This window comes from Microbacterium sp. EB106-03-03-XG65 (genome assembly GCF_058791955.1).
Map to the genome: position 1 here is coordinate 2,463,187 of NZ_JBYTEB010000001.1, position 13,087 is coordinate 2,476,273.

At 69.8% G+C, this 13,087-nt stretch carries 17 protein-coding genes; all 17 read right to left on the reverse strand.

The annotated features are described in order from the left end of the window. Positions 1 to 33 precede the first annotated feature (33 nt). The 17 genes from AC3WS6_RS11565 to AC3WS6_RS11645 all read right to left on the reverse strand — a co-directional run bounded on the left by AC3WS6_RS11565 (position 34) and on the right by AC3WS6_RS11645 (position 13,084). On the reverse strand, positions 34 to 1,137 hold the full coding sequence (locus AC3WS6_RS11565) for an EscU/YscU/HrcU family type III secretion system export apparatus switch protein (protein ID WP_492501151.1): 1,104 nt from the start codon (positions 1,135 to 1,137) through the stop codon (positions 34 to 36). Then, positions 1,134 to 1,895 carry a flagellar biosynthetic protein FliR gene (locus AC3WS6_RS11570; RefSeq protein WP_492501152.1) on the reverse strand — a complete coding sequence of 254 codons (762 nt, stop codon included), beginning with the start codon at positions 1,893 to 1,895 and terminating at the stop codon, positions 1,134 to 1,136. The genes AC3WS6_RS11565 and AC3WS6_RS11570 overlap by 4 nt, the downstream gene beginning before the upstream one ends. Next, positions 1,895 to 2,170: a flagellar biosynthesis protein FliQ gene (gene fliQ, locus AC3WS6_RS11575; RefSeq protein WP_492501153.1), complete on the reverse strand. Its 276-nt coding sequence runs from the start codon at positions 2,168 to 2,170 to the stop codon at positions 1,895 to 1,897. The genes AC3WS6_RS11570 and fliQ overlap by 1 nt, the downstream gene beginning before the upstream one ends. Then, positions 2,167 to 3,018: a flagellar type III secretion system pore protein FliP gene (gene fliP, locus AC3WS6_RS11580; RefSeq protein WP_492501154.1), complete on the reverse strand. Its 852-nt coding sequence runs from the start codon at positions 3,016 to 3,018 to the stop codon at positions 2,167 to 2,169. The genes fliQ and fliP overlap by 4 nt, the downstream gene beginning before the upstream one ends. Positions 3,019 to 3,148: 130 nt before the next feature. Further along, complete coding sequence (locus AC3WS6_RS11585) at positions 3,149 to 3,598, reverse strand: flagellar biosynthetic protein FliO (RefSeq protein ID WP_492501155.1); 450 nt, start codon at positions 3,596 to 3,598, stop codon at positions 3,149 to 3,151. A gap of 2 nt (positions 3,599 to 3,600) precedes the next feature. Next, positions 3,601 to 4,257 (reverse strand): FliM/FliN family flagellar motor switch protein, encoded by a 657-nt coding sequence (locus AC3WS6_RS11590; protein WP_492501156.1) that lies wholly within the window; start codon positions 4,255 to 4,257, stop codon positions 3,601 to 3,603. Further along, on the reverse strand, positions 4,257 to 5,177 hold the full coding sequence (locus tag AC3WS6_RS11595; RefSeq protein WP_492501157.1) for a flagellar motor switch protein FliM: 921 nt from the start codon (positions 5,175 to 5,177) through the stop codon (positions 4,257 to 4,259). The genes AC3WS6_RS11590 and AC3WS6_RS11595 overlap by 1 nt, the downstream gene beginning before the upstream one ends. Positions 5,178 to 5,183: 6 nt before the next feature. Then, positions 5,184 to 5,993 (reverse strand): OmpA/MotB family protein, encoded by an 810-nt coding sequence (locus AC3WS6_RS11600; RefSeq protein ID WP_492501158.1) that lies wholly within the window; start codon positions 5,991 to 5,993, stop codon positions 5,184 to 5,186. Beyond that, positions 5,990 to 6,784, reverse strand: a complete 795-nt coding sequence (locus tag AC3WS6_RS11605; RefSeq protein ID WP_492501159.1) for a motility protein A — start codon at positions 6,782 to 6,784, stop codon at positions 5,990 to 5,992. The genes AC3WS6_RS11600 and AC3WS6_RS11605 overlap by 4 nt, the downstream gene beginning before the upstream one ends. Before the next feature lie 2 nt (positions 6,785 to 6,786). Further along, positions 6,787 to 7,002 (reverse strand): flagellar FlbD family protein, encoded by a 216-nt coding sequence (locus AC3WS6_RS11610; RefSeq protein ID WP_492501160.1) that lies wholly within the window; start codon positions 7,000 to 7,002, stop codon positions 6,787 to 6,789. A gap of 135 nt (positions 7,003 to 7,137) precedes the next feature. Beyond that, the gene (locus tag AC3WS6_RS11615) at positions 7,138 to 8,304 is read right to left on the reverse strand and encodes a flagellar hook protein FlgE (protein WP_492501161.1); all 1,167 of its coding nucleotides are present in this window, start codon (positions 8,302 to 8,304) and stop codon (positions 7,138 to 7,140) included. Positions 8,305 to 8,336: 32 nt separating this feature from the next. Continuing rightward, positions 8,337 to 8,819, reverse strand: coding sequence for a flagellar hook capping FlgD N-terminal domain-containing protein (locus AC3WS6_RS11620; RefSeq protein WP_492501162.1), 483 nt, complete (start codon positions 8,817 to 8,819; stop codon positions 8,337 to 8,339). A gap of 12 nt (positions 8,820 to 8,831) precedes the next feature. Continuing rightward, a complete protein-coding gene (locus tag AC3WS6_RS11625) occupies positions 8,832 to 10,319 on the reverse strand; it encodes a flagellar hook-length control protein FliK (protein ID WP_492501163.1) in 1,488 nt (495 codons plus the stop codon). Continuing rightward, a complete protein-coding gene (locus tag AC3WS6_RS11630; RefSeq protein WP_492501164.1) occupies positions 10,316 to 10,708 on the reverse strand; it encodes a hypothetical protein in 393 nt (130 codons plus the stop codon). Before AC3WS6_RS11630 ends, AC3WS6_RS11625 begins: the two co-directional genes overlap by 4 nt. Further along, positions 10,705 to 11,130, reverse strand: a complete 426-nt coding sequence (locus AC3WS6_RS11635; protein WP_492501165.1) for a flagellar FliJ family protein — start codon at positions 11,128 to 11,130, stop codon at positions 10,705 to 10,707. Before AC3WS6_RS11635 ends, AC3WS6_RS11630 begins: the two co-directional genes overlap by 4 nt. Next, complete coding sequence (locus AC3WS6_RS11640; protein ID WP_492501166.1) at positions 11,127 to 12,446, reverse strand: FliI/YscN family ATPase; 1,320 nt, start codon at positions 12,444 to 12,446, stop codon at positions 11,127 to 11,129. The genes AC3WS6_RS11635 and AC3WS6_RS11640 overlap by 4 nt, the downstream gene beginning before the upstream one ends. After that, positions 12,446 to 13,084: a FliH/SctL family protein gene (locus tag AC3WS6_RS11645; RefSeq protein ID WP_492501167.1), complete on the reverse strand. Its 639-nt coding sequence runs from the start codon at positions 13,082 to 13,084 to the stop codon at positions 12,446 to 12,448. The genes AC3WS6_RS11640 and AC3WS6_RS11645 overlap by 1 nt, the downstream gene beginning before the upstream one ends. Positions 13,085 to 13,087 lie beyond the last annotated feature (3 nt).

The window sequence follows — 13,087 nt, forward strand, 5'->3', positions numbered from 1 at the left end:
TTGGTCGTCGCTCGGCACCTCGCGCGACGCGACTCACAGTCCGCGCTCCCGCGTGCTGGCGAACGGCATCGTGTGGGTGCCGCGCGCCGATCCTCGCCGCTTCAGATGCTCGATGAACGCGAGCACCTGGGCAACGGCGGTGAAGAGCTCTTCGGGGATCTCCCGGCCGATGTCGCACGCGGCGTGCAGCGCGCGGGCGAGGGGGATGTCGCGGACCATGGGCACCCCGGCCTGCTCGGCCTTCTCCCTGATCTTCAGCGCCACGATGCCCGCCCCCTTGGCCACCACGCGCGGTGCCGACCGGCCGGGCTCATAGCGCAGCGCCACGGCGACGTGCGTGGGGTTCACCAGCACGACGTCGCTGTCGCCGACCGCCGCGATCATGCGGTTCCGACTCATCGCCATCTGCCGGGAACGTCGCTGAGAGCGCACGAGAGGATCACCCTCGGTCTTCTTGTGCTCGTCTTTCGCCTCGTTCTTGGTCATGTGCGTGTGCTTGCGATTGCGACGCATGACCACGGCGACGTCGAGCGCCGCGAGGATGATGCCCACCACGACCGCGACCTGCAGCAGCGAGGCCGCTCCCCCGGCTGCCTGCTCGATCAGCCACGTGATGTTGTGGCTGCCGCTGGCCATCAGCACGGGTACGAGGCCTGCGACCACGACCCACAGGGCCATCCCGATCGCGAGCGTCTTGAGCAGCGCCTTCGCTCCCTCCCACAGAGCCTGCTTGCCGAAGACCCTCATGAGACCTGCCGCGAGGTTGAACTGCTCGACGCGCGTGGTGACACCGCGCAGGTGGATGCCGCCCTGCGCCACGGCGGTCGCGGTCGTCGCGAGCAGCACGACGGCCAGCATCGGCAGCAGGATGCCGCCGAGCGACGCGAAAGCGGTGCCCAGGACATCGAGCGCGGCGGCATCCGTGGGGTCGTTGGCCATCTGAGGCACGCGGAGGAAGAGCTCCGTCAGCACCTGCGTGCTCGAGGCGATCGTCGGGACGATCATCACTGCGGCGGCGCCGATGCAGACCCAGGCCGTGAAGTCCTGACTGCGACCGATCTGTCCCTTGCGGCGCGCCTCCTTCAGGCGCCTCTCCGTGGTCTTCTCGGTGCGTTCTCCGCTGCCTCCGTCGCTCATCGGGTCACCTCCACCAGCAGCGTGGCCGCGGTGTCGGCGATGACCGCGACGACAGCGGGAAGTGCGGCGTACACGAAGCCGACGAGGAGCAGAGTGAGGCCGATCTTGATCGGGAATCCCAACGCGAACGCGTTGAGCGCGGGCGCGACCCGAGACACCAGTCCCAGTCCGACATCGGCGAGGAACAGCACGATCAGCAGCGGTCCCGCGATCTGCACGGCGCTGAGCATCATCTGCCCCGCCGCGCCGACGAGAGCGTGCGCGGGTTCGGCGAGATCGATCATGGCCGTGACCGGAACCGCGTCGAACGAGCGGAACAGACCGGCCAGCACGAGCTGGTAGCCGTCGGAGGCGAACAGCAGCATGATCGCCGTCATCTGGAAGAGCCGCGTGAACTGCGCACCGTTGATCGCCATACCCGGGTCGAACGCCTGCGCCAGCTGGAACCCGCCGAACGTGTCGACGAGGTGACCGGCGCCCTGGATCGCACTGAACAGCACCATGACGAGGAATCCCAACAGCGCTCCCGTGATGGCCTGCCCGACGAGCGCGAACATGAACCCGCCCGTGTCGAGGCGCTCGTACCCCTCGGAGATCACCGGCGAGACCGCGAGCGCCAGACCGACACCGAGCATGGCCCGGATGCGCATGGGGATCGTGCCGTGACTGAAGGGCGGCGCGATGACCAGGAAGGCCGTGATCCGCACGCAGGCGAGAGCGGTGGCCTCGAGCCAGGTGAAGTCGATGGGGATGTTCATCAGCCGCCGTTCAACAGCGACGGGATGCGTGCGAACATCTCGTTCGTGAAGGCGATGAGTTCGGCGATCATCCACTGGCCGCTCACGAGCAGCGCGATGCCGACGGCGATGAGCTTCGGCACGAACGAGATCGTCATCTCCTGCACCTGGGTGATCGACTGCAGCAGCGAGATCGCGAACCCGACGACGAGCGCCGTGACGAGCAGGGGCGCGCACAGCTTCGCTCCGACGATGAGCGCCGCGGTGCCGATGTCGATGACAGCTTCGGGGGTCATCCGCCACCCCCGCTGTACGACTGCACGAGAGCCGTGATCACCATGCCCCACCCGTCGACCAGGAGAAACAGCAGGATCTTGAACGGAAGCGAGATCATGACCGGCGGGAGCATCATCATTCCCATCGACATCAGCGCGCTCGCCACCACGAGGTCGATCACGAGGAACGGCACGAAGATGATGAAGCCGATGAGGAACGCGGCGCGGAGCTCGCTGATCATGAAGGCCGGCACGAGGGTCTGCAGCGGGATGCTCGCGGGATCGGTCGGGTTCTCGAGCTGCGCAGCGCGGTACATCAGCGCGATGTCCTCTTCGCGCGTGTACGACAGCATCCACTGACGAAGCGGCTCCTGAGCGAGTTCGAACGCACGCCCGAAGTCCATCTGACCGGCGGTGAAGGGACTCACGGCGACCGTGTTGATGTCGGTGAGCACGGGCCACATGATGAACAGCGTGAGGAACAGGCTGAGACCGGCGAGCACCTGGTTCGGCGGGATCGACGGCAGCGACAGCGCGTTCCGGGTCAGCGCGAGCACCACGAAGATCTTGGTGAAGCTCGACATCATGAGCAGCAGCGCAGGAGCGACGCTGAGGACCGTGATCCCGAGCAGCGTCATGATGCTGTCGGAGGGGGTGCCGTTGATGCCGTTGATCGTCACCCCGCCCGAGCCGCCGTCGTCGACGGTCTCGGTGGGGACGATCACTCCCGCCGCATGCGCTCCCGAGGCATGCAGCAGTACGACGAGCAGCGCGACCGCGCATCCGACCAGAACGAGCAGGGCCGTGCGTCGCGGCGACCTCGACCACGCGCGCGCGGGCGGCGCTGTGGGAGACGCGGATGGGGGCACGGCGGCACTCCGAAGATGGGTGTCGTGGCCGATCCGTAGCCGGGGTGTCGAGCGATCCGTGCTCGCAGGCGACTATCGCGACAGCGGACGCGCGCGTAACCGCCGCCGTCGAGGGCGCGGTCCGGCGCGGTCAGGCGACCGAGCGCAGCGCGCGATCGACGATGTCGTTCGGCGGCTCCTCCGTGGGGCCGGTCGTGTCATCGTCGATCCGGTCGCGGTCGACGGGTTCCTCGTCGATCAGCGGCGCCTCCTGCGTGTCGACGACGCTGATGCCCTGCTCCGTGACACCCAGCACATAGCGGATGCCTCCGAACTCCGCTACGACGAGCTGCGCCTTGCCGCCGATCCCCGAGCGGGCCACGACCGTGATCTTCTCCGCACGCGGGCGGCCGCCACCGGCGGAGGGGCTCTTCGCGGGACGGAGTTCGGTGAGCCTCGCGAGCTTCTTCGGCATCAGCCCCGCGAGCGGGCTCGTGCCCGCGTTCTGGCTCTTCTGCAGCCGACGGCTGAGGAAGAGCAGCAGACCGAGTACCGCCGCGAGAGCGACGACCGCGCGGACCGCGACCAGCAGGTCGTCCACCGTCAGACCGTCTCGGCGCCGTCGAGGATGCGCTCGACGCGAATGGCGAAGTCGCCCTCTGCCACGACGACAGTGCCGTGTCCGATCAGGCGACCGTTGAGCTTGATGTCGGCCGGCGATCCTGCCGCACGGTCGAGTTCGACGACGCGGCCGGGTTCGAGTGCCAGCACGTCTCGCACCGGCATCCGCGTGCGGCCGATCTCGACCACCAGCTCCATCTCGACTCCGGCGATCCTGCTGAGGCGCTGCGGTCCTTGCGCCGGCGCCGTGGCACCGCCCTCCACCCGCACAGACGCCCGGGCCGCCACGGCGCCGTCGGCGTCGACCAGGTCGAAGACCTGGGTGCCCGGCTGCGAGAACACCTCTGCCGCGTCGACCGGTTCGGCGGCGCTGAGAGCACCGGCACCGAACACGGCGGCTGCCGACTCGAGGATCGGATGCAGTCGATCGGCGAGACGCGCCGTGGGCGAGCCGTCGTCGAGCTGCGACGGATCGACGACCTGGATCGCGATCCGCGCGCCCGGGGTGCCCGTCACGGTCACGGCGACGGCCTCGCCGGTCGCACCGGGGTCGGTCGACGGCGTGGGGATCACGGGGTAGCCGAACGGCAGCCTGCCGGCAATCGCCGCGGCGACGGCGGTCTCGTGGAAGGTGCTCATCAGTGGGTCTCCTCGGTGATGGTCGTGATCTTGCAGGTCAGGCGCGAGCCGCGGCTGCCCGGTGTTGCCCGTGCGATGGGGATCTCTCCGGCGACGAGCTCGAACGGGGCGGTCTCGGCGTGGGGCAGCCGCAGCAGATCCCCGGGCGCGAGGTCGAGCACCTCGCCCGTGCCGATCGTGAGCGGCGCGAGCCGCAGGGTCAACTCGAGCGGGGTGCTGCGCACCTGATCGAGCGTCTGCGTGGGCGTGTGATCGGCAGACGAATCGGTGCCGGAGGCGGCCAGGCGGTCGACCACCGTCGTCGCGGGCAGCATCACGGTGGCGGTGCTCTCGGCATCGCCCAGACGCATCGTGTAGCGAGCGACGATGACGGCCGCTGCGGCCGAGATCACCTGCATGTACTGCGGGTTGTAGTGCACCGCCGTGAACCTCGGCTCGCTCGGCAGAAGCGAGCCCAGGCTCGCATACAGATGCTCGAAGGTGCCTTCCATGATGTTGCGCACGAGGGCGAGCTCGATCGGGGTGAACGTGCGAGCCTCGGGGGGCGACGTGGTGCGCCCTCCCATCATCTGCACGACCCACAGCAGCGCGCTGTCGAGGCCGAACTGCACGACGCAGGGCTCATCACGGCCGTCGAAGGCCCCCGTGACCATGGCGGTGGTGCTCGGCAGCGTCTCGGCGTACTCCTCGTACGAGATCAGGTCGACGCTCTCGACGGCCAGATGAGCGCGCACCCGCACCTTCGCCGTCAGCTGCGACGACCAGAGACGCGCGAACGACTCGAATGCGGCCTCGAGGTGGCGGGTGCTCTCGCGTCCCAGTTGCGCAGGGCGGCTGAAATCGTACTCGGCGTACCGCGTGGCAGGCTCATCCATACGCACGGATGCGGTCATCGACGTCTCCTCGACTGTGCTGGTCATGTGATGTCAGCTCCCCTCGGCAGCGGCGGCGATCGCGGGGATCAGCGCTCGCACCTGCTCTTCCTCGCTCGATTCGACGACGATGTCGACACGCCGGTTGCCCGCCAGCGCCTCGGGGCTGTCGCCGGGAACGAGGGGTCGCGTATCGGAGAACGCGGTCGCCTTCACACGCGGGCCGCCGACTCCCTCGTGCTCGACGAGGAACCGCGCGACCTGAGTGGCTCGTCCTCCCGACAGCTCCCAGTTCGTGGGGTAGGGATCGGCCGAGACGCGATGATCGGCGTGGCCCTCGACGCTGACCTGGTTGCCGACCGTGATCAGCACGTCGCCGATCGCGTCGAGCACGGCGTCGGCCTTGCTCGAGAGGGAGGTGCTGTTGTCTCCGAAGAAGGTCTCGGCGCCGATGAGGCCGACGTTGAGACCGCGGTCGTCGATGACGAACTCGACGGCGTCCTGAAGGCCCTGCACCTGCAGCGCCGCGCGCATCCGGTCCTTCAGGTCTTCGAGCGACTCGTATTCGACCTCGGCGCGAGCGGTGAGGTCGACGACACCGTCTTCGTCCTGGAGCTCGGGCGGGATCACCATCCCCTCGGCCGTGTCGGCTCCGCCCTCGGTGCTCTCCTGGCCGAATCCGGTCGCCAGGCTGTTCGCGAGGAGCTCGAACTTGGTCTTGTCGACGTTCGAGACCGCGAACAGCACGATGAACAGACACATCAGCACCGTGACCATGTCGGCGTAGGACACCGCCCAGCGCTCGTCCGGCTCGTCGTGCTCTTCGTCGTGCCCGCGCGAACGCGACCGGCGAGCCGTGCTCACGGAGACTCCTCCGCGGGCTGGCCCTTCTTCTTCTTCGCGGCCTTCGGCGTGACGGTCGAGAGTGCCTCGAGTCGCTCCTGCAGAAGGTGCGGCGCGCTGCCGGCCTGGATGGCGAGCATGCCCTCGGCGACCAGGGTCATGCGCTCGAGCTCGACGGCGCCGATCCGGTTCAGGCGTCCGGCGATCGGGTTCCAGATGAAGTTCGCCGAGAGCAGTCCCCACAGTGTGGCGACGAACGCGGCGGCGATCATGGGTCCGAGGTGGTCGGGCTCATCGAGCTTCTCGAGCACGTGGGTGAGCGAGACGACCGTGCCGACGATGCCGATCGTCGGGGCGTAGCCGCCCAGCGACGCGAAGAACTTCGCCGCCACGCGGGTGCGCGACGAGGTCGCGGTGATCTCGTCATCCATCGTCATGCGCAGGTCCTCGGCATCGGTGCCGTCTGCGAGAGCCTGCAGCGCCTGACGTGTGAACGCGTCGGGTGCCGAGTCGACCTCCTGTTCGAGGGAGAGCAGTCCTTCGCCGCGCGCCTTCTCGGCGTAGCCGACGAGGAACGGGATCACGGCCTCCGGGGTCGCCTTGGGCCCGCGCACCATGCGTCCGAGACTCTTGACCGCGATGATCGTGTCGCGCATCGTGTGGCTCGCGATGCCGACGCCGATCGTCGAGCCCAGCACGAGGATCATCGGGGCCGGGATGAGCAGCGCCTGGAAGCTCGCGCCCTCCATCGTGATCATCGCGACCAGCGCGCCGAACGCGAGGATGACTCCGATGATGAAAGCGGGATCCATCGTCACTCCCCCGTCCGGGCGGTCATGGCGTGTGCCGCGTGCAGCACGCGGGCGCGATACGACACGATGAGGTCGACGACCGCATCCAGGGCTTCGGCGACGACGTACACATGGCCGTCGATCATGTGCAGGGTGGTGTCGGGCGATTCCTGGATGCGTTCGATCAGGTCGGGGTTGACCGCGAACCGGGTGTGGTCGAGGCGGGTGACGGTGATCATCGGATCGTCTCCGAGCGTGGGAGGAGGGGCAAGTCCGCCCGACTATCGCGACGCGGGACGGCTTCGGTAACCGATGACGAAAGGGCTCCCCGCGAACCGCGAGGAGCCCTTCCGTCATCCGGACCGATCGGTGGATCAGCGCTTGAGCTGCGTGAGCTCCTGAAGCACCTCGTCGCTCGTGGTGATGATGCGCGCGTTCGCCTGGAAGCCGCGCTGAGCGACGATCAGGTTGGTGAACTCCTGCGAGAGGTCGACGTTGCTCATCTCGAGAGCGCCCGAGACGAGGTCGCCGAAGCCGGCCTGTCCGGCCTCGCCCATGCGCACCGCCCCCGAGTTCACCGACGCGCGGTAGGAGCTCCCGCCCGCCTTCTCGAGCCCTTCCGGGTTCGCGAACGTCGCCATGGCGATCTTGCCCAGGGTCTGCGTCGCGCCGTTGCTGAACGTGCCGACGATCGACCCGTCGCCCGTGATGCTGTAGGACTTGAGCGTGCCTGCGGCGGCGCCGTCCTGATCGGTGACCGCCACCGTCGACAGCGTCGCGTAACCGGTGACGGCGCTGAGGTCGACGCTCACGCCTCCGACCGCGAGAGTGAGCCCGGGTGCCGCCTGCTCACCGTTCGTGAAGGTCAGTGCGCCGGTCGCCCCGCTGGTGGGCTCTTCGACGTTCCACCCGGTGGTCGTCTTGGTGAATGTCAGGCTGAGCGTCGAGGGAGTCCCCTGCGCGTCGAAGACCGTGACGTCGCGCACCAGCTCGTCGCCCACGGCCGCGGTCGAGGGCAGGTTGCCGGTGACGGAGGCGGCGCTGGTCGCGCGCGCCGGCGACACGACGTCGAGCGGGAGCACGATGTTGCCGACCGCCTGTCCGGTGTTGACGACGCCGTTCTGAGCCGGCCACCCCTGCACCACGGCACCGTCAGCGGTGACCATCTTGCCCGTCGGGTCGAAGGAGAACCCTCCGGCGCGGGTGTAGAGGGTCTCTCCCCCCGAGCTCACGGCGAAGAATCCGTCGCCCGAGATCATCAGGTCGCCGCCGCGACCGGTCGCCTGGGCCGACCCCTGCGCGAAGTTCGTGCGCACGCCGGCGACCTGCACACCGAGGCCCACCTGGGCGGGGTTTCGCCCGCCGACCTCGTCGTCGGGGATGCCGGGGTTGCCGATGAGCTGCGACAGCGAGTCCTGGAACAGCACCGACGACCCCTTGAAGCCTGCGGTGTTGACGTTGGCGATGTTGTTGCCCGTCACGTCGAGCATGGTCTGGTGTGAACGGAGGCCGGAGATCCCGGAGTAGAGCGAGCGAAGCATGTGTGTCTCTCTTCCTGTGTGGGTATGCGAGGTCAGGCCGCGGCGGGGGTTTCCGGCACGGTGGGGGTCTGGGGTGATTCGGGGGTCTGTGGGGATGCGGCCTGCGTGGCGACCCCCGTGATGGCGTCGAGCGCGACGGTCTTGTCGCCGATGGTCACCTGGGGAACGGGTCCGTCGAACGAGACCTTGGTGACGATGCCGGTGACGGTCTTGCCGTCGGCATCCTTGTAGCTGGCTTCCTGCCCGATCAGCGCGGTCGCGGCCTGACGCATGTTCAGGGCGAACGCCTCGGTGCCGTTCTCGGTGAGTGTCGTCAGCTGCTCCATCATCGCCAGCTGGGTCGTCTGCGAGATCATCTCGTTCGTGTCCATCGGGTTCGAGGGGTCCTGATGCGTGAGCTGGGTCACGAGGAGCTTGAGGAAGACCTCTCCGTCGAGCGTCTGCTTTCGGGCAGCGGGATCGGCTGTGCCGCTGGTGTGGATCGAGGTCGGTGCGCTCACGGCGTCGACGGTCATGGGTGTGTCCTCTCAGGCGAACGTGTCGAGGCCCTCGCCGACGCCGGCGCGGGTGCTGGTGGTGATGCGGATCGTGTGGGCGGGGCCGTCGCCCCGGTCTGAGCCCGGGCGCTGCCCTCTCTGGTCGGGCGGGCCGTCTCGGCGCTGGCCCTGGTCACCCGCCGCGGCTTCGGCACCGGCTTGTCCTCCTCGGCCGGAGCCCGGATCGGCGGAGACCCCGGTGCTCACCGAGAGAGTGGCGTGCGGCGACACGGCGGCCAGGTCGCGTCGCAGATCGGCGACGATCGACCGCAGCGCGTCGCGCCCCGCATCCGTGCCTCCGATCAGCTCCACCTGCACCTCGCCGGCCTGACCGATGTGGGCGCGCACCGTGACGGGCCCCAGCGAATCGGGGTTCACTGTCATGGTCAGCTGGTGCGCTCCCGCGGGTCGCTGCGCAATGCTGAGCACCGCCGGAGCCACCTGAGCGGCGACGGTACGGGTGGCGTCGGGCGCGACGTCGCCCGCCGCGACGGCGGCAGCAGGGGCCACGGCGCTCGGCGTGATGACGGAGACACCGGTGGCGGCGGGAGCGGCGGAGTGGGAGCCGGATGCGGCAGTGGCAGCGGGCAGCGACGCTGCGCGGTCGCCGGTCGCCAGCACGGGCTCTGCCGTGCCGTCGCCGGCCGCCTCGGCGGACGCCGTGATGTCTGCAGTCGGCCCCACCGGAGCGGGGGGCGCAGGCACCGTACGACCGGCGACCGGCGCCGGCGAGCCTTCCGTGCGCGGCACGCCCGCACCCCCGGGTGCAGCCGACTCGGGCGTCTGCAGGCGAAGCGGCTGCGTGGAGCCTGCGTGGACGGCCTGCGCATCGAGCGACTCCTCGGCGACGCGCGGGGCGTTCGGCGATGAGCCCTGCGGGCCCGCCGCCCCACCGACGGCGGCGGATGCGGCGACGGTGGCGGAAGCGATGGAAGCTGTGGATGCCACGGATGCGGCGGAACCAGCGGATGCCGCAGAGCTGCCGCCCCCGGCAAGGCCGCCGCCCATGACCGCTGGCGGCGATGCAGACGCGGATGCGGATGCGGATGCCTCGGCATCCTGCGGTGCGAGGGCCGCCTCCAGAATCGTGGTCGTCGTCGCGGCGTCGAAGGGTACCGCGATCACGATCGGTCCGGCAGCGACCGTGCCGTATGCCTCGGCACCGTCGGCCGCGCTCGCGTCGTCGGCGCCGCGGGGATCCGCACTCGCCTCGGGGGCGGCCGGAGTCTGGTCGACGACGCCGAGCAGCGCGGCGGCGGCAGCGAGGGCTCTCGCATCCGCCTGTGCGGGGGCGAGGTCGCCCTCCCCGGACGGCCCCGAGGCCTCTCGACCCACGGGATGCAGTCCCGACGCGAGTTCGCGAACCTGCACGATGATCTCGTCGAAGGAAGTCTCGGGCTCACCCGTGTCGCGACCCGAAGCCGTGCTCGTCGCGGAGCGATCCGCCGCCAGCGCGCCCAGGAGACCTACCGTCGTCATGTGATCAACCCCGCATACTGCGAAAGCGAGGAGGCGCCGCTCCCGCTGCTGTTCGCCGCGAACAGCGTCTGCAGAGCGCTCACCAGCTCGGCAGCGTCGGCGCTCGTCACGGTGGACGTCGCGGTGCTCGTCGATGCCGCGGTCTCCGACCCTGCCGAGGCCTCACGGGCCGTGACGGCGCGCGCCGCGGCATCCGATGCGCCCGCAGATGCGCTCGTGGCTGTCTCGAGCAGTCCGGCGAAGGTCGATGCAGCGGTGGTCGGAGCCTCCGCAGCAGCCTCGGCGGGGGCCGATGCGGTCGCGGCAGAGCCGCGCGCCGCCGGATCGAGAGCGATGATGCGGCTCTCGATCTCGCCGACACGGACGATCACGCCGTCGATGCCGGTCATGCGGCACCCGCTGCTTTGCGCCCGGCGCGGGCGACGGCGATCTCGTCGAGTCTGTTCTGCTCGGCCGACAGTTCGGCGCGAGCCTCCTCCACGCGGTGCGAGCTCTCCAGTCTCTCGAGGCCCTTCAGCTCACGCCTCGCCTCGATATGCGCGCTCTTCGCCTCGTCCTCCGCCGCACGGCTGAGCGCGGAGAGCGCCTGAAGATCGCTCAGGGCGCTGCGGCCGGCGGCTCGCGCCGCGGCCATCGCCAGCAGCGTCGATGAGTCATTCACCTGCGCGCTGAGATCGGCGAGGCTCGCCTGAGCATCCTGCGTCGCGGTCTCGGTCCGCACGCGCTCGGCGGTCGCACGCGAGAGGTGCTCTGCGGCGACACGTTCCTGGGCGCCGCGCACGCGGAGCAGCCCGGCCAGAGGGAAGGTCATGGGGTGAGTCCTCCGAACTCGCTCGTGAGGGCAGCGAGCTGCTGCCAGGATTCGTCGACGGTGCTCAGGTGATCCATCGGCTGGGTGAGGAACCGTGCGATCTCCGACTCATGCTCGACGGCGGCGTCGACGAGCGGATTGGCCCCTTGACGGTAGGCGCCGATGTCGATCAGATCGTTCGCGCTGCGACGTGCGGCGAGCACGCTGCGCAGCATCACCGCCTGCCCACGCTGCTCGGGGGTCGTGATCTTCGAGACCACGCGCGAGACGGATCCGAGAGCATCCACGGCCGGGAAGTGCCCGCGGATCGCGAGAGAGCGATCGAGCACCACGTGCCCGTCGAGGATCCCTCGCGCGGCGTCGGCGATCGGCTCGTTGTGGTCGTCGCCGTCGACGAGAACGGTGTAGAGGCCGGTGATCGACCCGGTCTCGGCGGTGCCCGCGCGCTCCAGGAGTCTCGCGAGCACCGAGAACGTCGACGGCGGATAGCCGCGCGTCGCCGGGGGTTCGCCCGCGCTGAGTCCGATCTCGCGCTGCGCCATCGCGACGCGCGTGAGCGAGTCCATCATGAGCACGACGTCGAGACCGTCGTCGCGGAACTGCTCCGCGATGCGGGTGGCCACGAAGGCCGACCGCAGACGTGCCATCGCGGGCTGATCGGACGTCGCGACCACGACCACCGAGCGCGCGAGACCGTCTTGGCCGAGATCGTCCTCGAGGAACTCCCGCACCTCTCGTCCACGCTCGCCCACGAGCGCGATCACCGTGACGTCGGCGGACGATCCGCGAGCGATCATCGACATGAGCGACGACTTGCCGACTCCCGATCCGGCGAACAGGCCCATGCGCTGGCCGGAGCCGACCGGGGTCATCGTGTCGAGCACGCGCACGCCGAGACCGAGCTGCCGATCGATCCGTCGTCGCGTGATCACGCTCGGCGCATCGTGATCGAGCGGAACGAGCGGCGCGGTGCTCGGCAGCGGCCCCTTGCCGTCGATCGGGCGGCCGAGGCCGTCGAGAACGCGTCCGAGCAGTGACGGGCCGGTGGGCACCTGAAGCGGCGCGCCCGCGTGGCGGACCCGCGCTCGCGCCGTGATGCCGTCGAGCCTTCCGAGGGGCATGCAGCGCGCCGCGGCCCCGTCGAGCGCCACGATCTCCGCCTCGACGGAACGCCCCGTGGTCGTGTCGATGCGCACGCGGTCGCCGACCGCTCCCGCCACCCCACGCACCTCGACGCCGAGGCCTCGCACCGCCTGCACGACGCCCGTGTGCTCGGGGCGAGCGGCCGCGATCGCGCGCGTCCAGGAGGTCGTCATCAGGCGATCCGCTCGCCTGGCTCGGTCTCGCGCCGCAGCTCGGCCTGCGCACGTCGCAGTGCGTGCGCGATCCGGGTATCGATCTCGCCGTCTTCGATCTCGACCAGCGCGCCCCCGGGATCCACCGCAGAGGACGCGACCACCTCGATGCCTGCCATGAGGCCGCGGAGGTCGTCGTCGGCCTCGACGATCGGCGCATCCTGCTCGCTCAGGAAGACTGTGGTCCAGCGATCGACCGGAGCCTCTTCGACGGCTCTGCGCACTGCATGGGCGGCTGAGCGCGCGGGGTCGGAGACCTCGGTCCCGAGGATCGTCTCGGCGAGTTCGACCGCCAGCTGCTCGAGCGTCTCGACGGCGACCGCACGCACGCTCTCGGTCCTGGCGTCGAGAGCATCCCGCGCGGTATCGAGAGCGCGCAGCGCCGAACCCCGCTGATGAAGGTAGGTCTCGGAGAGCTCGCGCTCGCGTCGTTCCGCGTGCGCCGCCTGGATCGCCGCCTCATCCCGTGCCCGTCGCAGCCCCTCGGCGTAGCCGTCGGCATAGCCGCGCGCTCGGGCCCGATCCGTCTCGGTCCGGAGGTCGAGCGGCGGCTCGCCCACGCGCGGCATCACGAGAGGAGTGAAGACGGAATCGAGCACGGT